Annotated in this window: 17 protein-coding genes; 9 read left to right on the top strand and 8 right to left on the bottom strand. The window is 43.3% G+C overall.

Annotated features, from left to right (window positions below; translation table 11 throughout):
- Positions 1 to 45: 45 nt before the first annotated feature.
- The 3 genes from I6E86_RS09570 (at position 46) to dusA (ending at position 4,440) form a co-directional block, all read left to right on the top strand.
- Positions 46 to 1,662 (top strand): phospholipase D family protein, encoded by a 1,617-nt coding sequence (locus tag I6E86_RS09570; RefSeq protein ID WP_197177279.1) that lies wholly within the window; start codon positions 46 to 48, stop codon positions 1,660 to 1,662.
- Between the two features lie 394 nt (positions 1,663 to 2,056).
- Positions 2,057 to 3,361 carry an MFS transporter gene (locus I6E86_RS09575; RefSeq protein ID WP_197177280.1) on the top strand — a complete coding sequence of 435 codons (1,305 nt, stop codon included), beginning with the start codon at positions 2,057 to 2,059 and terminating at the stop codon, positions 3,359 to 3,361.
- Positions 3,362 to 3,468: 107 nt separating this feature from the next.
- The gene (gene dusA / locus I6E86_RS09580; RefSeq protein ID WP_197177281.1) at positions 3,469 to 4,440 is read left to right on the top strand and encodes a tRNA dihydrouridine(20/20a) synthase DusA; all 972 of its coding nucleotides are present in this window, start codon (positions 3,469 to 3,471) and stop codon (positions 4,438 to 4,440) included.
- Positions 4,441 to 4,652: 212 nt separating this feature from the next.
- Here dusA and I6E86_RS09585 read toward each other — a convergent pair whose 3' ends face one another.
- From I6E86_RS09585 to I6E86_RS09600, 4 genes are all read right to left on the bottom strand, one after another.
- Positions 4,653 to 5,441 (bottom strand): CPBP family intramembrane glutamic endopeptidase, encoded by a 789-nt coding sequence (locus tag I6E86_RS09585; protein WP_227680619.1) that lies wholly within the window; start codon positions 5,439 to 5,441, stop codon positions 4,653 to 4,655.
- Positions 5,442 to 5,510: 69 nt separating this feature from the next.
- Positions 5,511 to 6,401, bottom strand: coding sequence for an alpha/beta fold hydrolase (locus I6E86_RS09590; protein ID WP_197177282.1), 891 nt, complete (start codon positions 6,399 to 6,401; stop codon positions 5,511 to 5,513).
- A gap of 229 nt (positions 6,402 to 6,630) precedes the next feature.
- Positions 6,631 to 7,686: a signal peptide peptidase SppA gene (gene sppA, locus I6E86_RS09595; protein WP_197177283.1), complete on the bottom strand. Its 1,056-nt coding sequence runs from the start codon at positions 7,684 to 7,686 to the stop codon at positions 6,631 to 6,633.
- 182 nt (positions 7,687 to 7,868) lie between these two features.
- A complete protein-coding gene (locus I6E86_RS09600) occupies positions 7,869 to 10,862 on the bottom strand; it encodes a ComEC/Rec2 family competence protein (protein ID WP_197177284.1) in 2,994 nt (997 codons plus the stop codon).
- 473 nt (positions 10,863 to 11,335) lie between these two features.
- Here I6E86_RS09600 and I6E86_RS09605 point away from each other — a divergent pair, with 473 nt between their 5' ends.
- Entirely contained in the window at positions 11,336 to 11,911 is a 576-nt protein-coding gene (locus tag I6E86_RS09605; RefSeq protein ID WP_320158532.1) for a DUF2062 domain-containing protein, read from the top strand.
- Between the two features lie 82 nt (positions 11,912 to 11,993).
- Here the strand turns inward: I6E86_RS09605 and I6E86_RS09610 are convergent, their stop codons facing one another.
- From I6E86_RS09610 to I6E86_RS09620, 3 genes are all read right to left on the bottom strand, one after another.
- A complete protein-coding gene (locus tag I6E86_RS09610) occupies positions 11,994 to 12,299 on the bottom strand; it encodes a hypothetical protein (RefSeq protein WP_197177286.1) in 306 nt (101 codons plus the stop codon).
- Between the two features lie 169 nt (positions 12,300 to 12,468).
- A complete protein-coding gene (gene lolD, locus I6E86_RS09615) occupies positions 12,469 to 13,149 on the bottom strand; it encodes a lipoprotein-releasing ABC transporter ATP-binding protein LolD (protein WP_197177287.1) in 681 nt (226 codons plus the stop codon).
- Between the two features lie 81 nt (positions 13,150 to 13,230).
- Positions 13,231 to 14,466 carry a lipoprotein-releasing ABC transporter permease subunit gene (locus tag I6E86_RS09620; protein ID WP_197177288.1) on the bottom strand — a complete coding sequence of 412 codons (1,236 nt, stop codon included), beginning with the start codon at positions 14,464 to 14,466 and terminating at the stop codon, positions 13,231 to 13,233.
- A 450-nt stretch (positions 14,467 to 14,916) separates the two neighbouring features.
- Between I6E86_RS09620 and I6E86_RS09625 the strand changes: the two genes are divergently transcribed.
- On the top strand, positions 14,917 to 15,891 hold the full coding sequence (locus I6E86_RS09625) for a hypothetical protein (protein ID WP_197177289.1): 975 nt from the start codon (positions 14,917 to 14,919) through the stop codon (positions 15,889 to 15,891).
- Positions 15,892 to 16,032: 141 nt separating this feature from the next.
- Here I6E86_RS09625 and I6E86_RS09630 read toward each other — a convergent pair whose 3' ends face one another.
- Positions 16,033 to 16,422 (bottom strand): SCP2 sterol-binding domain-containing protein, encoded by a 390-nt coding sequence (locus I6E86_RS09630; RefSeq protein WP_197177290.1) that lies wholly within the window; start codon positions 16,420 to 16,422, stop codon positions 16,033 to 16,035.
- A gap of 812 nt (positions 16,423 to 17,234) precedes the next feature.
- On the opposite strand from I6E86_RS09630, the gene ccoN reads away from it, so the two are divergent.
- From ccoN to ccoP, 4 genes are read left to right on the top strand one after another with little or no spacing between them, the layout of a single operon-like run.
- Entirely contained in the window at positions 17,235 to 18,716 is a 1,482-nt protein-coding gene (ccoN, locus tag I6E86_RS09635; RefSeq protein WP_197177291.1) for a cytochrome-c oxidase, cbb3-type subunit I, read from the top strand.
- 9 nt (positions 18,717 to 18,725) lie between these two features.
- Positions 18,726 to 19,364 carry a cytochrome-c oxidase, cbb3-type subunit II gene (ccoO, locus tag I6E86_RS09640; RefSeq protein WP_194363979.1) on the top strand — a complete coding sequence of 213 codons (639 nt, stop codon included), beginning with the start codon at positions 18,726 to 18,728 and terminating at the stop codon, positions 19,362 to 19,364.
- On the top strand, positions 19,364 to 19,543 hold the full coding sequence (locus tag I6E86_RS09645) for a CcoQ/FixQ family Cbb3-type cytochrome c oxidase assembly chaperone (protein WP_057760804.1): 180 nt from the start codon (positions 19,364 to 19,366) through the stop codon (positions 19,541 to 19,543). The genes ccoO and I6E86_RS09645 overlap by 1 nt, the downstream gene beginning before the upstream one ends.
- A complete protein-coding gene (ccoP, locus tag I6E86_RS09650) occupies positions 19,543 to 20,691 on the top strand; it encodes a cytochrome-c oxidase, cbb3-type subunit III (protein ID WP_197177292.1) in 1,149 nt (382 codons plus the stop codon). Before I6E86_RS09645 ends, ccoP begins: the two co-directional genes overlap by 1 nt.
- Positions 20,692 to 21,064: the final 373 nt, after the last annotated feature.

A 21,064-nucleotide genomic window follows, 5' to 3' on the forward strand; every position in this document is an offset into this window, starting at 1 on the left:
TAAGTTGTTTATCAGTATGTTTAGGCTCACTAAGGTAAATTCGTTATGTCACTGTTCAGTCTAGAATCAAGCCACTTATCATTGAGTCTAACACTAGGGCTGACCTTGGCCTTGAGTGCATGCCAAAGCTTGCCCAAGCAGCCGCATCTGCCTGAAAGCCAAGCGTTATCAGAACGTGTACATGAGCTATATCAGAACGATAACAGCGAAACGATTCAGACGGATCTGGTATCCGCCATCAGTGCTCAGAGTGATATCCATCCTGATTTGTCAGGTTATCATCCGATAGTGACTGGCGCCAACGCGTTTGCCGCTCGTAGCATCTTGACTGATATGGCCACGCGCAATATCGATGCGCAGTATTATATTTGGCATAATGATCAGGCCGGTCAACTGCTCTTAAAAGACTTATGGGATGCCGCCGAGCGCGGTGTTATCGTGCGTTTATTGTTGGATGATTTTAATAACAGTGCCAAGTTTGACCAGCACCTACTACGTTTTGCCAGTCATCCCAATATCGCTGTACGCATTATTAATCCGCTGATGCATCGTAAAATTCCGACATTGAATTACGTCACAGGGTTGCCACGAATCAATCGCCGTATGCACAATAAGAGCATGACCTTTGATAAGCAGATTACCATCATTGGTGGTCGCAACATTGGTAATGAATACCTAAGTAATGACCAAAGTAGCCAGTTTGCAGATTTGGATGTGCTGCTAATCGGTAAAGTGGTCGCCGATATTGACAACAGCTTTGACAGTTATTGGTCATCCTCTTTATCGTTTGATATCGAGACATTGGCCAAAGTTGATAAGGATGTGACCCTTAATTTTCCAGCCGCATTGGATAAGTTGGGGCTTGATGAAGAAAACAATGAAGGCAGTAGCTTGACAGTCTACAAAGCGGCCATCAAAGACTCTACGATAGACAGTGATCTGATCAATAAACGGGTACCCTTTCGCTGGACGGATATGCAGTTCTTGAGTGATGATGTCGGCAAACTGAGCAAAAGCGTTCCTACCGACAGCAACTTGGTACACCAATTGCGGACGTTGCTTGGTAGTCCAACTAAGAAACTAACGATTATCTCATCCTATTTTGTACCGACCAAAGATGGTGTCGATACCTTAGTAAAACTGGCTGAATCGGGTGTCGATATTAAGATTTTGACCAACTCATTTGATGCAACCGATGTCACCGCTGTCCATTCTGGCTATAGCCAATGGCGACCGAATCTGTTGCGCTCAGGCGTCAAAATATACGAGCTAAAATCAACCGCTGCTGAAGAAAAACGCGATAATAAGCTGTGGCGCGCACGTAGTCAGTCATCGACCAGCTTGCATGCAAAAACGTTTGCCGTTGATGACTATCAAGTGTTTATTGGCTCGTACAACGTTGACCCTCGCTCTGCTAACATCAATACTGAAATGGGTGTCATTATCAATGATGATGAGCTTGCCAAACAGCTACATGGTGCTTTAAGCGATGATTTGTTGAATCAAGCGTATGAAGTCAAACTATTAGATAACGGCAGCTTGCAATGGCACACTATGGAAAATGACAAAGAAGTCGTCTACGACTCAGAACCTAAAGTCGGTATAAGTGACCATGTTTGGCTGACCATTATGTCTTGGCTGCCAATTGACTGGTTACTATAATCCTATGAACCTGCACATCCTTGATGACAAAACTCTACCCCTGTTAACAATACTTAAGCGAATAACACTTATTTGATCAGAGATTTTGCGATGAAATGCGAATACGGTACGTTTTTTGCATGCTGTGTCTATGTCGCTAAAGACTGCTGAAAGCTTACCTTAGTTTCTTTTTTATAGTGCACAGATTTTATTGTCCTGATTATATTGAACTGAATACGTCAACCATTTCTCGGACATACTTCAGTCTAAAACACCAAAATTTACTATTTCTAGACCTATTATTTTGGCAAGTCATTCTTTATAACCGAATGATTTGCCAGTTTTTTATCATGATCGGTTGTCCAAGCGGCCACCGATTTAATGACCACTTTACTCTGTGGATACGTAATCTATTATGCCATCTCGTTCTCAATATGCGTTAATGTCGACCAAAGACAAAAACACGGTACTGTTCATTAGTTCTATCAGTGCTGTGGTGTTTTTTGATTTTTTGATTTATTTGTACATTGCAGATATTGTGTCGGCCGCGTTTTTTCCTATTGATACCGATCCAAATGTGGCCAAGCTACAAGGGTTGGGGCTGTTTGTCGTCGGTTATTTGGCACGTCCCTTTGGTGGTATTTTATTTGGTCGATATGGCGATATCATTGGTCGAAAACCGACACTGTTGTTCAGCATACTCGTAACCGCTTGTAGTTTGCTCGCCATGGCGGCGTTGCCAACTTATGCGCAGTGGGGCGTTATTGCACCCATTTTATTTATTTTACTCAGAATCATACAGGGCATGGCATTTGGTCTTTATGTGCCCTTGTCTTGGGTGTTTGTCGCAGAGCACGTACCTCGGCAGTATCTGTCGGTGGCCTGTAGCTACGTGACGGCCAGCTTTTTGGTAGGTGTGCTCTTCTCTAATGCATTTTTTATGTGGCTGTCTAGCTTTATGACGTCGGTACAGCTGGCTGATTATGGCTGGCGTTTACCGTTTTTGGTTGCTGCGGTATTGAGCTTTTTGCCACTAGCGTTCTGGCAACTGGTTGGAGAGACACCATTTTTCCTTGCATTAGATAAGCCTAAGCTTGGCAAAGCGGCACGCCAACCGCTCACCATGCTTTTTAAACGCTGTAAGCACAGTATCTTTGTTGGCATGGTGCTCACTTTGGTGATATCCAGCGTGACTTCTGTCATCGTGCTACTACTGCCGGATCTGATAGAGCTTAACTTTACCTTAGACAGTGATTTGTTTGGGTTTTCCCATAGCTTGGGTATCGTATTCATGATTATCGGCTGCATATTTTATGGAATGATCTCTAACCACGAAAACTTTGGCAAAATACTGGTCATTGGTTCTACTCTCTTAATCATCCAAATACTAGCCTTCTTTTATCATCTACAAGCAGGCGGCGATTATATCTTGATCATGTATGCGCTTTTAGGATTCTGTTCAGGTATCGTTGGTATGGTGCCAGCCATCTTAGTACAATTGTTTCCCACCAATGTACGACTGACGGGTATCGCTTTTTGCTATAATATTACTTACGGTGTCGTTGGAGTACTGATACCTTTTGGACTTGGCTATGCCACCACATTGATCAGCTTTTCACCTGCACTCTACATTGTGTTTATTGGCTTTATCGGTATCATTATGGGCATGTATTTTTACAATCTTCCTGAATTCAAAAAGATTGATCACGTCGTCACATAGATATCAGACGGTATACATACAATGATTGACACTAAGGTGCAATGGTATCGCTCATCCATTGCACCTTATCCATTTATTTAAGACACGAATATTAAGGCTCAATAACCATGGTTGATATGACCAACAAACGCCTCTCAGTCGCTCCCATGATCGACTGGACTACAACAGACTATCGCTACTTTGCGCGACTGTTTAACCCGCATACGTATCTATATACCGAGATGATCAGCACTGGTGCATTGATTCATGGTAATCGCGCACGGCACTTGCGCTTTGATACGCTTGAGCACCCACTTGTCTTGCAGCTTGGCGGCGCTGATATTGATGAGATGACACAGTGCGCCGAGTTTGCTCAGCAATATGGCTATGATGAAGTCAACATTAATGTTGGTTGCCCCTCCGATCGTGTCCAGCATAATAAGATAGGCGCCTGTCTGATGGCAGAGCCTAAGACCGTTGCTGATTTGGTCAAGCATATGCAAGCCGCTGTCGACATACCAGTGACCGTAAAGCATCGTATTGGTATTGATGATTTTAATAGCTATGAGTTTATGGTAGATTTCGTGCAGACAGTGGCAGACGCGGGCTGTACGCGATTCACAGTACATGCGCGTACTGCATGGCTGCAAGGGCTCAGCCCCAAGCAAAACCGCGAGATACCACCACTACGTTATGAGGATGTGTACCGCTTAAAACAAGACTTTCCTGAACTGGATATCGAAATCAATGGCGGCATTGATACGGTTGAAGCCATCAAAACACACTTGCAGCATGTCGATGGTGTGATGATTGGTCGAGCGTTTTATCACAATCCTTATCTGCTAGCAGAAGCCAACAGCTTATGGGGCGAGGCAATACCTAAACGCTCGGACATTTTGGCGCGGCTTTATTCTTATATGCAAGAGCAAATCGAGAAAGGCGAAGCGCTACCCACGATGACGAGACACTACTTAGGACTGTTTCAAGGACTGACGGGTGCGCGCAAATGGCGACAAGCATTGAGTGGTAAACCTCAATTAACGCTTGATGATGTTAAACGAGCGGCTGATGAAGTGTTGGCGCTCAATCCTGATGCCTAGCCCAATCTCTATCGATCATTGGCTACATATATAGTCATTCCACTATAAAATTATTACTGCGTTAAACTCGCTTGAAGTATTAAATATACATCTAAGCTCGGTTGCCTTGTACTATTTTTAAATTGAATCGACTATAGCTGGCTTGACAAAATTTACATACCAATCATCATATTGGCATTTATCTTGGTTAGGGTCTGTCTGATATTCAAACCTTAGGCTGCTTGCGCAACATACTGCCACATCGCTGCACCGTTATTGACGATGTGTAACACGATTGGCAGTAGTAACGAGCCGGACTTAATACGTGCGTAGCAAAATAGCAATGCCAACACAACGATGGTACTGATTTCATAAATGCCGTACTGCACATGAATAATGGCAAATATCAAACTCGTTATCATACTCGCGACGATCGCACCGTAATTCTCTGAATATGATGCAGATGAAAACTGTTCTGCAATGGCTGACCATAATATACCGCGAAAGACCACCTCTTCATAAATGGGTGCAACGATGACCATCGCAAAAACCAATAGCCATACCGAGCTGACTGACTGATAGAGAGGATCTACGAAGTCCAGCGGCGTCATATCCAGCAGATACGTGAGCGCCTGACTGACAATCATAAAGATCAATAACAGCCCAAGCATTCCCATACCCACCGACAGTGAAAACGGCTTTAAGGCTAAATACTGGCGCAGACTACCACCCTTCAAACGAATGATAAAAATGCTGACTGCCAATAGCAGCACACAACCTACCATTATGGAGAGGCTCACAACCGTTCCATCATTACCGCCAAAAAAGAATATATTCCCTATCGATGCGTTTTGGGTGGCAGGTAATACTAGCTTGCCCGCGACATAGATGCCTATCAACTGACTGACAAAAAATGCAAACACCATCCCTACTGTTAGCAGAAATGTACCCAAGCGTGAAAAGATGGGCGGAGACTTAGGTGAGGCAGTCATATCAGATGGAGCAGTTACGTTTTTTGGCATAAAGGTATCACTTAAAAAATACTCTGGCAGCTCATATCCATTACGAGCATGACTAATGATATGTTACTTTTATTTTGACAATTGCTGCTTGATCAAGCCTAGCACCTGCATTGAGACAGACTGTGGGTGCTCAAGTGGGAACATATGACCCCCTTTATGCGTTTCATAAGGAATACCCAAACGTGATTTGATTTGCTGCGGAAAGCGACGCTTTAAAAAGATACTGTCTTGGCCAATAATCAATGTGACAGGTACTTTGGGGCCCCGATTTGGTGCCAGCCAATACCAAGAAGGATTGGTACGAAATACATCTACTTCACTGGCTTTAGGAATAGCCAATGTCACCTTGCCATCCGCACGCTCATGCAAGCCGTGATCGATATACCCTTGAAAGCTACGCTCATCAAAGTTTTTGAAAAACCCTTTATGACGCATTTTCTCATACGCGTCTGCGCGACTATCCCATACATCGCGGCGATGCTTGGACACGCCAGCGGGTGACAGTTTATCCATCAGACGATTATCCATGAGGGGCAATCTGTCTGCTGTCTTTGCTAAATGCCACATTAAACTGACCTTGCCATACAGCCAAGGTGGATCCATGAGTACTGCTTGAGCAAACAGTTCAGGCTGACGATACATGGCCTGCAAGGTACACATAGCGCCCAGCGAATGACCTACCCCTAACACCTGCGCAACACCATGCTTCTCGCAGGCACTTTTTGCGCTATCGATGACTTGTTGCGTCAGACTGCGCCAATGGTCATCTACGGGATAGCTCGGTGTATCGCCCAGCATCGCAATATACTCAATCGTAAAAAACTCTGACAAACCTTCAAAAAATGGCTCGTAGACAGCACTTGGCATTCCATTGGCATGGGCAAAATGAAGCACCGGCTTATTGGTTATCTTAGAGACAGGTAGTGCAGCAAAGGTCTGCAAATTTATTTCATCACTCATAACAGGCTCTCGTGGAAGGGTTTATGTGATATATTATTTTTAATCATTGAGCCTTGTAGCATCATTTAGCCAAACGTCGCTAAGATAGCAACATTCATAACTATCGCGGCATTGATAGCGACTTAGTCTCAAACAAAGATTTTATTTAGCATTACATACAATTAAGGCTGAGCACAATTATATGCTCAGCCCCAACAATCATACACAGTATATCTAAAACATTAAACGCTTAACGCATCTTTACGTTACCTTCTTCTTGTGGTAAAAAACCATCAAGACTAACGCTAGAGCCAATGCCTGCACCCAGTTGCACGGCAAAACGGTCCATAAACGATTGGAACGGATCGTTCGGACTATAACTAATGATCGTATCCAGCTCCAGCTGCTTGCTAAGGCTAGTAATACTACCCTTTTTATCAGCCAACCCTAGCTCGATAGATTGCTCACCTGTCCAGAACAATCCTGAAAACAGTTTGTTTTGTTCAGGATTTTTAAGACGGTCGCCGCGACCTTCTTTTACGGCGTTGATGAAATGCTTGTGCGTATTCGCCAACACCTTTTCAACATGGTTTTCTTCGTAGTCAGTCAATGGACGTGACAAGCTTAAGATATCTTTATACTCACCCGCAGTGATAGTACGATCTTCTACGCCAACTTTATCCATTAAGCCTTTGACATTGTAGCTTGGCATAATGACCCCGATAGAGCCAACCAAACTTGATGGATTGACATAAATCTCATCTGCAGCAGACGCGATATAATAAGCACCCGAGGCACCGATATCACCGATAACCGCATACAGTTTTTTATCTGGGTACTCTTCGCGCAAGTCCATCATCGTCTGCCAGATTTCATCAGACTGTACCGGTGAACCACCAGGTGAGTTAATATCTAGTGCCACCGCTTTTGAATTACTGTTTGCAAAAGCGTCTCTCAGTGCTTCATTGACATCATAGGCATTGGCCACATCGTCACTACTGATAACGCCTTGCAGTTCAACCACAGCCAAATGTGGCTCGCTGGTATCGACCGCATCCATACCTGTCGGCGAACTACTGCACCCACGACCAAGGGTCAAAAATATCAATAAGATATAACCAAAGGTCAGTAGTTTAAAAAAGATGCTCCAGCGACGAGCGCGGCGCTGCTCAACCACACTAGCCAATAAGGTGTTTTCAAGCACCTTCCATTCTTGTCCACTCGGCGAGTTTGGTTGCTGTATTTGTGTTGGCTGATTGGCCGAATTATCGGGACGTTTGTTAGGGTCTGGTGGCCAGTTGGGCATATAACTTCCTAAGTCAGAAACAATCTAAAACAATAAAAGATGATAAAAACAGTCAGATGCTTTCTGACGATATCAATCACCGGTATTAATAGGCTGCTAAGTATGGTGGTATTTTAATAAGGGTTCAATAGTATAACTGTGAAATATCACCATATTGTAACGCCGATTGGATGAGCGATATTTTAAGGACTTTTGATATTGGTATTGGTATTGGTATTGGTATTGACCACATCGTCATGCTTATTTAGAGATGATGCCGCATCTAAAGGTTTATCATCCAAGGTTATGACATTATCAATATTTTGATGACGCATTATATCAGCGGTTATATGTGAGGCACTATGACCAAGCCATTTCGTTTGGCTTGAGGCGATGATCTCATTAAACCCTTCATCCGAGCACAGTAACTCCCACATCTGCCAGACCCGTTGATGGGTATCGGTATTTAGTATGAGCCGTGATACTGCAGGCGTTTCCTGATGTTCAATCACTTTACTGCTCTTCAGCTTAGTATCTGCCAAATGCGTATGTTCCATATCCATCTGAGCTGTCATATCCAATGATTGAAGGGGGTCTGCTGCATTGTACCTTAGCACTTGTATGGGCAAATCAGTATCGATAGCGATACTACAGTCCCAGACACTGGCATCATTAATAGTACTCCAGCCCGTCAACACCTGTATCGTCAAACATCCACTAGGCAATTGCCATATTTTACCCTGATCGCAGCGCTGGGCACTGATATTCGATGCCCTATCAGCTTGGCTGGTGACTTGATAAGCTTGTTGTAGTTGCGTCCATCTATCAGAGCGTCCCGCTTGCCAGTATTGACTGACAGGTAATTTCTGACTTAACTGAGCCATGGTCATTGGCAATAATTCGGACGTTCCGATATCAAAATCAACGCGCTGATCGTTAGTATTAATCGTATCAGTCAGTCCGATACTATTACTTTGTACAATGATACCTTCTAAATTATTGACTGATAAACTGCCCAGCTGCTGCTCTAAAATTGCAGATAATGCATCTGCTGTCAGGCTGCTGGTCATCGTGCGCGCATTTTTCGGTCTATGATCTGCCAAAAATAGCCAATGGGTGCTTTTTTGACGCTTATTTATGCCTGATCGAGCCGCATTATGAGCAATAGGATATTGTAATAATGAAGCACTAATATACGAATCCCCAGTGGGCAAGACATATAAAGTCGGTACGGTTGTGAGCGACTGTTGGTTGGCGTACACCGTCATTATTAACAGCGTCAAAGGGGTCAGCGCCAGCCATCGACTGATAAAACCTCGCGGTAATAGCCAAGGCAGCATAAACAAAAACACCATGAGCACGATGGCTATATTGACTGGTGTATACAGCCAAACACCTGACAGTAATGGCAACGATGTTAGCCACGTGATGAAATCATGCAAAGCGCCAACGATTGCAATGACCAACATCCAGATACCGTCTGCTATCGTAGGGGATAGCAGATAACACAGCCCTGCCAATAAATTCAGCGGTACGATCACCCATCCAAACAAACCTATAGCGAATAGGTTGATTACAAGGCCCCATAATGATGCTTTGCCAAATAAGAGCAATGTGGTTGGTAGTAACGTAATAAATAGCCAAAACTGTAATTTGGCGATGCGTCTCACAACTTGCCAAGCGTGGTTCAATACAGTGTTTTTAGTACGGACATTGTTGCTATTCGTGCCTGAATGGACACGGTGTGGTGCTGATGCAGAAGTATTGTACTGATATGACGTATCATCGTACTTCAGCAATAGCGCCACTGCGATAAAGGACAACCAGTATCCTGCTTGCCATAACACATAAGGATCACGCCATGCCATCAGTATGGCCAATGCCAATAATACCTTCATGGTACTGGTAGGCAACATTGTCAATCTAACTAGACCAATTGCCAGTAGCATCCAAGCTGTCCGTGCAGCTGGCACATCAAATCCTGTGAATAGCGCATAAATAAAAGCAGCCCCAATCATTACCCACCACCGCACTTGCCAGCACGGAATATAGCGATAACCTATCGGACAAAACCGATTGAATAGCAGTACGACTGTACCCGCCATAACAATGGCTAAAAACAGCACATGAGTCCCTGAAATAGCCAGCAAATGTGAGATACCTGCCAACTGGTACAAGTCTTTGGTATCACGGCTGATTAAACTGCGATCACCAGTAAGTAAGCTCAATGTGACCGCTTTTGCTTGTTGCTCCGCGGTAGAATGTCGTAACCAGTTTTTATAAAAATGCTGACGCAGTTGCCAACGTCCTCGGTCAATATAAGTACGGAAGCGTTGGAGATACGATTGAGAGGTCACTACTTGCTTTGGCAGTGCCTCATAACTGATGGTAGATGTACTGACCGCCAGTATATTAGCAGCACCATCAATGTGGCGACCTCGTAACCAGCGATAGCTATCAAACCCAGAAGGATTGTTAAGTACTTGCTCAGAGCTAGCCAATGGTGTCAGCGCCAAGCTCATAAACAATTGATCACCGGGCTGTAGGTCATTCAATGCTGCCAGTGAGTCACTACTTGATAATGGTTTTGGATAAGCATTGAGCAGTACCCGATATTCGATATTGCCATTATTACTTAGAGTATTATCACTTAGGCTATTTTGCTTATTTTCTAGATGGTTTGACGTACTCTCCGCCAAGTCTTGAGCATCTAGCTCAGCGATCAATGGTGATAAGTTTGTGACCACGGCAACTTGTCGATAGCCACTATCTGTACTGGTATCATAAACACTGTCGCTTAATCCCTCAACACGAACCAACGCTTGTACTCGTATTGGGTGAATGATTTTGGCAGATTCTGCCTGTTGATGGCTGACCAAAGCTTGTAACGCACTACCGATCACCAATGCGATCGTCAAAATAGCAAACAGCAAATACTTGATGATGCGTAAAGAAAGGTTATTGTTATAAGGCAGGTATGTGGCGTGGTCGTTGACGACTTTTTGAATGACTACTGGCGGGGTATTAAATTGGGCGCTGACCATCAGAATAACGGCTAATACGATGAGTAGCAAAGACAGGTTAGAGACACTGACCATGTCTAATAAAAACAGGTCGACTGGTACCAACGCATCGTCAGCGACGGCCAAAACGCCCATCATAATGATAATTATTAGGCTGCCAATTAACCAGTACACCAGCACTCCTTGCTTGATGGTTTAACGACATAAGACGGTATCAACTTTATAATAAGTCAGCTAGGGCGTGTCATCAATTAGATGGTGAGGCTTAAAATGAGAAAAATGGTAGATAAACAAGGAAGAAAGTGCCGTTAATATGAACATATTGAAAAAATTTCTGACGATGTTTAGCAAAATTTAGCCATTTTAAGGCCACTAAATGTATTTATGTGCTAATTGATGACACGCCCTAGATCCCAATAGTTTAATTATAGATATAAGCATGAATACAGCACCCTATCAATAACTGGCACATCGTTCAATAGCATTTATATTTAGATTGCCCTATACTGATGACAGATATTGAGAGGCTGATTGTCTGACATCAGTATCCTATCTATTGTTATCCACCATTTTTATTCATCATATTACTTTATACCAGTCCATCAAACTGATTGAGCGGGCTATAGTTAATGATTAAAGGCAATCTTGTGCCCAAAAAACGTCTAAAAGATTTACTTCCTACACCAGAAAAAGTCCTAGAAAGTCGCACCTTAAAATTATTTGCACCGCATTTGGCAGATCCACGATTGTGGCATTTCAATCGTCACAGCCTAAATAAAGCGGTCTATATTGGTGTGCTTAGTGCATTTTTCCCATTACCAGGACAGATGTTACTGGCCTTGATTGGCTCGCTTATTTTTCGAGCCAATGTCCCGATGGCACTTGGTCTGACGTGGATTACCAATCCGCTTACCAGCTTGCCTATTTTTTATGCCGGATACTATATTGGTGCAAAGATTTTAGATGCACCAATGATCAGTTTGCGACTCATCGGCAGGATGATTGCTGACTTTAGCTTATGGGTATTGTCAAATGGTGCCAATCCATTTATTACCTATCGCGGTACTGTCTCGATTGCCGCATTTTGTATTGGATTGACGATTTTGGCAGTGGTGACCAGTATTGTTTGCGGACTGGTGTTTAAGGCTGTTTGGCGTTATAGAACCGTCGCAAGTTGGCAAAAGCGCCAGAAAAAATCTTCGGTTGAACCGCCTACTTCTTAATAGGATCAGGCTTTAATGTGGCTAATTGTCTAAAACTAGCAATCAATACTCTGACTGAATAATTCAGACACGCCTATACAAGTCATATTTCTTTGTTTTTTTCTATCGCAGCCAATACTTTGTCAGTAAAATCCATATCCATCTGTACAATTTCGATAACTTTATCGTTTTTACATAACGTATATCGCTTGCCAGTGGCACTGTCTTGCACCTTCAGATCGAAATCAACCCCAGCCAAAGTAATGGCATCAAATACCGGTGCAAGCAGATCCATTTGCGACTGTCTATCAATGGTTTCAAACAGGCTCGGATCGATATATGGCTTTAATGGCTCATCACCTTCTTCAGCACTGCCAAAAGCGGCGATTGGATTTTCATCTGCAGTCATTGCATGTGTTCCTATAAAGTGGACATGGCGGCCAATTAATAGCCGCCTCTATATCTGTTGCTATGGAATATTCACTTAATCATACAACAATACATTTCATCAGAAAAGACATCATAAGTGCTAATAAATAGCATCTATGTCAGCCTTATATTCTCTGTACACAAAAGTGTTAATACTGTTCCCAATGACCATTACGTAGCAATAACTGACGGTCAGCAAGTGCCGCTAAATTGCGATCATGAGTCACCATCAATAGCGCCGTTTGCATGGTGTTTTGCAGTTCTGACAACAGCCCAAAAACACTTTGCGCATTGTCATAATCCAAGTTACCCGTTGGCTCATCTGCCAAAATAAGCGATGGCTTGGTCACTAGCGCACGCGCAATGGCGACACGCTGGCGCTCACCACCTGATAGCTCACCAGGTCTGTGCATCAAACGATGCTCAAGGCCGACATTCTCCAAAATCTCAATGGCTTGCTTACGGGCGTCTTTCGTCGATACTTCTGGACGCATTAGTAGAGGCATCGCAACGTTTTCAATTGCGGTGAACTCAGCTAACAGGTGGTGAAACTGATAAATAAAACCCAAGTGCTTGTTGCGCATGGCACCGCGTTCAGTCTCATTCATGCTGTTTAATAATTGACCATGCAACCAGACTTCACCGCTCGTTGGTGTATCAAGTCCGCCAAGCAAGTGTAGCAAAGTGCTTTTTCCTGAACCACTGGTGCCAACGATAGCAATACGCTCACCAGCATTAACCGTAATATCAAGGCCCGTCAATACCTGTGTACTGACCGCCCCTTCATCATATATCTTATTGATATTGGTCGCCTTTAAAATGGCAGACATAGCGCTTCCTTTATTTTATTTGTGTCGATACTTATTTTAATAGTTGGTTTGATACTTATTTGCATGCTTAGGCGTTTGGGATTACTCGTAACGTAGTGTTTGGGCAGGCTGAATCTTAGCCGCTCGGCGTGCTGGGTAAATAGTGGCCAAAAAGCTCAGTACAAACGACGCACCTGTAATCAATACCACATCTAACAAACGCAATTCTGACGGCAAATAATTCACGAAATACGCATCAAATAGGTTCAGGTTAAAGACTTGATTAATAAAACCCAAAATATCACTGACCGTGAGCGCAAATATCACACCCAATATCGTGCCAGCAACGGTACCGATAACACCGATGACCACACCTTGGACCATAAACACTTGGGTGATTAATCGAGGAGAGGCACCAAAGGTTTTCAAAATTGCAATATCTGCTTTTTTGTCAGTAACGAGCATTACTAGGCTTGAGACAATATTAAAAGCAGCCACTAAGATAATCAAAAACAATAGCAAGCCGACCATGGCTTTTTCCATTTGAATCGCACCAAATAGATTGCCATGCGTTTGCGTCCAATCATTAGGATACAACTGCTGAGGTGCAATGGCAGCCGCTTTCTCTGCAGCCATTGGCGCTGTGAAGATATCATTGAGCTTCATACGTACGCCCTGCGCTCCTTCTGGCAAACGCAGCAGTTTTGCCGCATCACCCATTGGGATAAACGCCATGAGGCTATCGACTTCTGGGCTGATGGTAAAGATACCGGTTAAGGTAAAACGCTTAAACCGTGGTATCACGCCTGCAGGTGATGGCGACGCTTCTGGCAACACTAAAGTTACCTTGTCCCCTATCTGCAAGCCTAAAGACTGTACCATCTCCTCGCCTAACACAATGCTGAAATCACCGCTTTGCAAGGTATCAATGCTGCCTTCGACCATATGCTCATTGATGATAGAGACATTTTTTTCGTATTCAGGCTCGACACCTGTCACCATAATCCCTGCGACCTGACCGTTTGATGTCAGCATCCCTTGCAATTGGATAAAAGGGGCAACCGCTGCCACTTCTGGATCTTCTTTAATCTTATCAGCCAATTGTTCCCAATCACTGATGATCTCGCTTGAGACCACAGTCGCCTGCGGCACCATGCCCAAAATACGGGTTTTTAATTCACGATCAAAACCATTCATCACCGATAGCACCGTAATCAATACGGCAACCCCAAGTGTCAAACCAATCATTGAGATGAGTGATATAAATGAGATAAAGCCATTACTGCGCTCTGCTCGGGTGTATCGTAAGCCAATAAATAACGCTAAAGGACGAAACATATTCAAACTCTTTATCTTATCTACGTGCGACTTTATATAGGCTACAAAACGAGCAGCAACAAATGCATCACAAGCCTACGCTTGCCTTACGCACATATAAATCGAACACAAAAACAGGGGTTCAGACGAGCCAAAAACGGCCATCAAAAGGGAGCTAGTTTGACACAATTTGGCTGATATGTGCCAGTCATTAGCTAGAACTGAGCGTATTATTCACCAAAAAACGGGGTTTTGTTGTTATTATTTTTTATAGGGGTCTTGCTATTAGGTGTGTCAATACCTATATATTATAGGCTAAAGACAATTGTCATTAACCCCTCATTGCGGTTTCTGATCTTTTTCTGGCTAGGCTGCTGACCCTCATACACCAGCGCTCAGCGTATTGGATAATGCATAAGCGACCGCCATATTAGATTAAAACCCCAAGCTGACTTAATTTTGAGTATTTTCATGACCATAAATTATCAATATAAAAACATTCAAGCGCCTACCAAGATCACGCTGACCGATGAGCAGTCTGCCGGTCACGGTGATCACTGGCGTATCCTGACCGATGACATGAGTCATGATGTGCCAGAATGGCTACAAAAAATGATTGAAGTCGCAGCAATGCCTAAAGGTCTCAACAACAATGTGAGCGCGCAAGACAGCTGCTTGTTATTGTCAGAAGATCAACCATGCCACATCAATCAAGTACTGGCGATGAAAGATGGCAAGCCTGAATGCTTTATCAATGCATACCCTTGTGTTGACAGCCCTTATGGACTCAATTGCAAAATTGAGCGTGTTATTGCTAATGACAACTCGCATGATGCTGTTTTACGCTTACGTACGGCTGATGGCAGTATCATTTATGCATTTGATCAGCTTTACACAGCCAATCGCCACTTATATCAGCGTGAGGCCTATTATTACGTGAACTTTAGCGCATGGGCGCACGAGATTAAGCTCAGTGAACAAAACGAAGTGATCATGGTGGAGGATCAAGAATCCATCCGCTATCACCGTGCCTTTAATGATATCGTTGCGGCGAATGACGGAAATATCCCAGACGATTTACAAGAGCAGATAGCCAAATGGAAATCTGAAACCAAAGAACAAATGGCACCCATTGAAATCAATTTGGGTCACATGTGTGCGTACTTGTTTGGTGATACCTTGGGTCAAGAGGACGAAGCATGGTGCCAAGGTCAGGTGCTTGGCAAACAAGAAACCGTATTCAATGGTAAGTCTATTATTTTGTTTGATGTCGTGACATTACGTGAGCAAGATGCAGATCCGTTTGTTGTGCGTATTGGCGCACTTAATACTGCAGAGACTGCCAGTATTAACGTGCATGATTATGTACAAGCCAACGTCTGGCTACAGGCGGCCATATATAAAGAAAATCAAAAAACCGTTTCACAGTCATCAAAAGCCAGCTAATTAAATAACGACTGGGTGACCGTCGCATTTATCAATAAAAAAGCCTCTAATTTGTATTAGAGGCTTTTTACATTTCATGAAGTCATTAACTTGGCGACTGTCATGCATGATACATGCACCAAACAGTCGACTAAATATCAACTAAACCATTGTGGTCATTGACTTGATACGGGTATACAGCTCTTTTTGCTCAGCACTTGGGCGGGCAGTCTGTACCGCCATCAATTGTGACATATCGCCTTCGACGCGAATTTTACCGCTCATAAAAGCACCCATGATCTGATTGGTATCAAAATCTGTGATGATAGACTGCAGAATACTGCGGTCAAGCAACAAGGTAGTCGTTGCCGCATCATTTAAGCCGCGATGCAACAAGCCATTGGTGAAATTCGCTTCAATGTCTTGATCAGTATCAGAAACCTTCAAGTTGACGATCATATTGGCAAGTGCTGGCGGCAGATTCAATTCGCCCGCTTCATTACCCATTGTTTCTACTTGCTCAAACCATTCATTGCTCAAAAAAACTGCCATCTTATTATCCTTAATTGGTATTTTATTAGACGGATACTACTCATCAATATACCAGTAATTGGTCTATTAGGGTATCCATAGCTCGAGGGTCATTATAAAGGTCGACCTAATGATAAGTAAAACCTATTTATAAGCCAAGCAATAGCCCTGTTACAAAAATCCTTTGGAAGTTGGCTTTTACCGTAAAGGTTTGAAACGAGCATCTAGAATAGTGACAAAATTGCGTATAAAATACAGGAGCGGCACCGCAATAATAAGTTGCCTGCTAACATTTATACCAAAGAGTTTGTATTTTGGCGCATAGTTCTGATGATATTTTATTAGGATTGCGTTACAATACCCTTAAACAGAGTCGGGAGTTTTAACCAAACATTACATAAGCATGTTTTTTGTCAGCTGCCGCTAGCATCCATCTATAGTTAGTGCGTTTTATAGCCCTATAGATAAGGGTATCTATCTTCATTAGTACAGATTTCTTCGTAATAATTAAGATATATATTTAGCCTCATTAGATGTTTGATGTCCAAAAACGGCGCGTCTTCTTATTTACCTTGATGATATATTAACAATCCTACTGTCAATTGGCTTTGAGTACAGCGCACAAAGCGCTTACTCCTATTTATTGGTGTTTACTGATACATAGCAAAAGCTTAGATTAACAGTTAATAACATCATAGTAATAGGAGACCAAAAAGCAATATGTGCCACGATAATTATCAGCTTATACATGGCTATAATTAAGATCTCAAATGAAGATTGTGTGGATTATTGGTTAATTCTGTTGATAATTCGGGCTGTAAAGGAATCATCCAATGAGTTTACAAAACACAGCAACCAACCCTAATGACCGTGAGTATGAAATTACAGTCATAAGATTCTTTACGACCATGGCCGTAGTATGGGGCATCGTCGGCATGAGTCTTGGTGTGTTCCTTGCTTCACAGTTAGCATGGCCAGCACTCAACTTTGACATTCCATGGCTGACTTTTAGTCGCTTGAGACCACTGCATACCAATGCGGTGATTTTTGCGTTCGGTGGTTCTGCCCTGTTCGCAACGTCTTACTATATCGTTCAGCGTACCTGTAAAACACGCCTGTTCGCGCCGTATTTGGCTTGGTTTACCTTTTGGGGTTGGCAAGCGGTTATTGTTTCTGCCGTTATTACCTTACCACTAGGTTTGACATCAACTAAAGAGTACGCTGAGCTTGAGTGGCCTATCGATATCTTAATCGCGTTGGTCTGGATCTCTTATGCCATCGTCTTTTTTGGTACGCTCATCAAACGTAAAACCTCACATATCTATGTGGCTAACTGGTTTTTCGCCGCTTTCATTATTACGATTGCACTACTGCACATCGTAAATAGCATGGCGATTCCTGTTAGTGCTTTTAAATCTTACTCGCTATTTGGCGGTGCAACTGATGCCATGGTGCAGTGGTGGTACGGTCATAACGCAGTAGGTTTTTATCTAACGGCAGCTTTCCTTGGAATGATGTATTACTTCGTTCCAGTACAGATTGGCCGCCCTATTTATTCTTACCGTTTGTCTATCGTTCACTTTTGGGCATTGATTGCTTCATACATGTGGGCTGGTGGTCACCATTTGCATTATTCAGCGCTTCCAGATTGGACGCAGTCATTAGCAATGGTATTCTCAATCATCCTATTTGCACCATCTTGGGGTGGTATGATCAACGGTGTACTCACGCTATCAGGAAGTTGGGATAAGTTACGTACCGATCCGATCATTCGCTTTATGATTGTTGCACTATCGTTCTACGCCATGTCGACGTTCGAAGGCCCAATGATGTCTATTAAGACAGTCAATGCGCTATCGCACAATACCGATTGGACTATTGGTCACGTACACTCAGGTGCGCTTGGCTGGGTTGGTATGATCACGATTGGTTCTTTATATGTACTGTTACCTCGTATTTATAACAAACCAAAGATGTACTCTATCAGCTTAATCACCACGCATTTTTGGCTTGCGACTGCAGGAACGATTTTCTATATCGTCTCTATGTGGATCTCAGGTATTGGTCAAGGCATGATGTGGCTTGCGACGAACCCAGACGGTACTTTGGTATATAGCTTCGTTGATACTGTTGAATTCTCGCATTTCCCATATATTGGCCGTGCTTTTGGTGGCTTCTTATATGTGTCGGGTATGTTTATTATGGCTTATAACTGCTATAAAACACTCAAGATGCCAGAAGGTAAGCCTGTAGATGTCGCTGATCCAACGGATCATGAACCTAGTGTCGAAAAACCTTCGACAGCTAACGTATAAGGAGCGATCATGGCTGGTACACCGCATGAAATTATTGAAAAAAATACAGGCCTGTTAGTCATTGGTATCGTGATTGCTATTAGTTTTGCAACGCTCGTTGAAATCGTACCACTGATATATGATAACAAGGGCCCTGAAGATGGTGGTGTGAATGCGCCACTTCCAGCAATGGAGCCTTGGACAGCGCTTGAGTTTGAAGGTCGTGATATTTACATCCGTGAAGGGTGTCATGTTTGTCATACTCAGATGGTTCGCCCACTACGTGCAGAAGTTGAACGTTATGGACCGTATTCGCGCGCTGCTGAGTCTACGTGGGATCATCCATTCTTATGGGGTTCAAAACGTACTGGACCTGATTTAGCACGTGTTGGCGGTCGCTATTCTGAAGATTGGCAAAAGCAACATTTGATCAATCCACGTTCACTCGTACCAGAATCAGTGATGCCCGGTTTCCCTTGGCTTGCTGAAAACGAAGTGGATGGCGAAAACATTCAAGACAAAATGCGCCTATTCCGCGATCGCTTTGGTGTCCCTTATACTGAAGCAGACATCGAAGGCGCTCCTGATGCTGTCCTAGGTGCCACAGAGCTTGATGCTTTGGTTGCTTATTTACAGCAGCTGGGCACTGCAATGGAAGGACAGCGCTAATGGGTATTGGTGAATTACAAACAATTGCGACCGTTTCTGCCTTTATTGCCTTCGTAGGCGTTGCATGGTGGGCGTATTCGCCAAAAAACAAAAAACGCTTCGAAGAAGATGCACAACTTGCGCTTGATGACGAGGATATAAAATCTCTGTCTGAAGAGCAGCGCAATAAGGATAAATGATGACATTTTTTTGGAGTTCTTGGATCACGCTAATCAGTATCGGCTGCTGGCTTTTTATTCTTGGTGTTCTGCTGTTTGTAATAAAATACAAGCCAAGCTTAGAAGAAGACGGTACGACCGGTCATGAATATGACGGCATCCGAGAATACGACAAACCACTTCCTAAGTGGTGGTTGGTGATATTTTTTGGTTCAATCGTTTGGGGCGTCGCTTATTGGATATTTTTCCCAGCTATGTTCCCTAAACACTGGGAAGGTATCGCAACCGTAGAAGTGGATGGGAAAACTGTCCCTTGGACCTCTAAAAACGAGCTGGCCAGTGATCTTGAAAGCAATAACAAAGTATTTACAGATAACTTTGAAAAAAGCATTCTTGTGAAAGCGGATTCAGCAGGTGCAACAGCAACACTTGCAGCACTCAATGAGCTACAAACGACCCTACGTCATAGTGAAAAACCACCAGCAGATTTACAGACTCAAATCGATGGTAAAGTGGCAGAACTTGCTCCTTATGTCGAAAAACTGTCTGAAAATCCAAATGCGCTAAAAGTGGGTAGCCGTTTGTTCTTACAGAACTGTGCGGTGTGTCACGGCTCTAATGCTAAAGGTGCTACTGGCTACCCTAACCTGACTGACAATGATTGGTTACATGGCGGCGAAGCCACCAATATTTTGACCACATTGCATAATGGTCGTGTTGGCGGTATGCCTGCCTGGCGTGATCAGATCGGTGAAGATGGCGTGCGTGCAGCGTCAGAATATGTGCTGTCACTATCTGCCAATAATGGTAGCAAGAGCAATGGTAAGCTGGATCAAACCCTAGTGAACCAAGGCGCAGCCATCTTTAAACAGAATTGTGCACTGTGTCACTCTGAAAACGGCAAAGGTATGATTTCAGCAGGCGCACCAAATCTAACCGATAATATCTGGTTATATGGCGGTGAGCGCGAGACAGTACGTAATACATTACGTTATGGTCGTGCAGGCGTCATGCCACAGTGGGAAACTAAGCTAGGTAATGAGCGTATTATGCTACTTGCTGCTTATATCTACTCACTATCGGACAGAACGGGGAAATCGCCTGAAGCACCAACTGTAACGGCTGCTGCGGTTCAACCAGTAGTAACTGAAGAAGCGACTGCCAACTAAGCGGCGGCTAACTCTAGATTACTACGACTGTGCTGTATATGGATGAGATTTGATAAAGGGAGAACTGTCATTGCAGTTCTCCCTTTTTATTTTATTCATACGCATTTTTACCAACAACGAATATTATAAACACGCGAAAATACTTTATCATATCAATTGTTTTTCATATGCATTCCCCCATTATTAGTAGGGAGAATGTTAGAATAACTGTTTTTTAAAATAGACTGCTAATAACAGATTTAAATGGCTTTGATAGTACTCTATCGGGTGATTTAAAACTCATGATTAGCAACTGGACTGAAGTATTCTGTAGTAAGTGGATCGGCTCACATTGTGCTCAATCCCTTATCCACTAATTACTGACATTGATAAC

Source organism: Psychrobacter sp. SWN149, assembly GCF_015864565.1.
Taxonomy (GTDB): domain Bacteria; phylum Pseudomonadota; class Gammaproteobacteria; order Pseudomonadales; family Moraxellaceae; genus Psychrobacter.

Bases quoted from the DNA above. Each gene is read 5' to 3' on its own strand.
- I6E86_RS09585 (WP_227680619.1), bottom strand. From the start codon at position 5,441: ATGCCAAAAAACGTAACTGCTCCATCTGATATGACTGCCTCACCTAAG.
- I6E86_RS09590 (WP_197177282.1), bottom strand. From the start codon at position 6,401: ATGAGTGATGAAATAAATTTGCAGACCTTTGCTGCACTACCTGTCTCT.
- I6E86_RS09630 (WP_197177290.1), bottom strand. From the start codon at position 16,422: ATGGCAGTTTTTTTGAGCAATGAATGGTTTGAGCAAGTAGAAACAATG.
- ccoO (WP_194363979.1), top strand. From the start codon at position 18,726: ATGGCTGGTACACCGCATGAAATTATTGAAAAAAATACAGGCCTGTTA.
- I6E86_RS09570 (WP_197177279.1), top strand. From the start codon at position 46: ATGTCACTGTTCAGTCTAGAATCAAGCCACTTATCATTGAGTCTAACA.
- dusA (WP_197177281.1), top strand. From the start codon at position 3,469: ATGGTTGATATGACCAACAAACGCCTCTCAGTCGCTCCCATGATCGAC.
- I6E86_RS09620 (WP_197177288.1), bottom strand. From the start codon at position 14,466: ATGTTTCGTCCTTTAGCGTTATTTATTGGCTTACGATACACCCGAGCA.
- ccoN (WP_197177291.1), top strand. From the start codon at position 17,235: ATGAGTTTACAAAACACAGCAACCAACCCTAATGACCGTGAGTATGAA.
- I6E86_RS09575 (WP_197177280.1), top strand. From the start codon at position 2,057: ATGCCATCTCGTTCTCAATATGCGTTAATGTCGACCAAAGACAAAAAC.
- lolD (WP_197177287.1), bottom strand. From the start codon at position 13,149: ATGTCTGCCATTTTAAAGGCGACCAATATCAATAAGATATATGATGAA.
- sppA (WP_197177283.1), bottom strand. From the start codon at position 7,686: ATGCCCAACTGGCCACCAGACCCTAACAAACGTCCCGATAATTCGGCC.
- I6E86_RS09625 (WP_197177289.1), top strand. From the start codon at position 14,917: ATGACCATAAATTATCAATATAAAAACATTCAAGCGCCTACCAAGATC.
- I6E86_RS09645 (WP_057760804.1), top strand. From the start codon at position 19,364: ATGGGTATTGGTGAATTACAAACAATTGCGACCGTTTCTGCCTTTATT.
- ccoP (WP_197177292.1), top strand. From the start codon at position 19,543: ATGACATTTTTTTGGAGTTCTTGGATCACGCTAATCAGTATCGGCTGC.
- I6E86_RS09610 (WP_197177286.1), bottom strand. From the start codon at position 12,299: ATGACTGCAGATGAAAATCCAATCGCCGCTTTTGGCAGTGCTGAAGAA.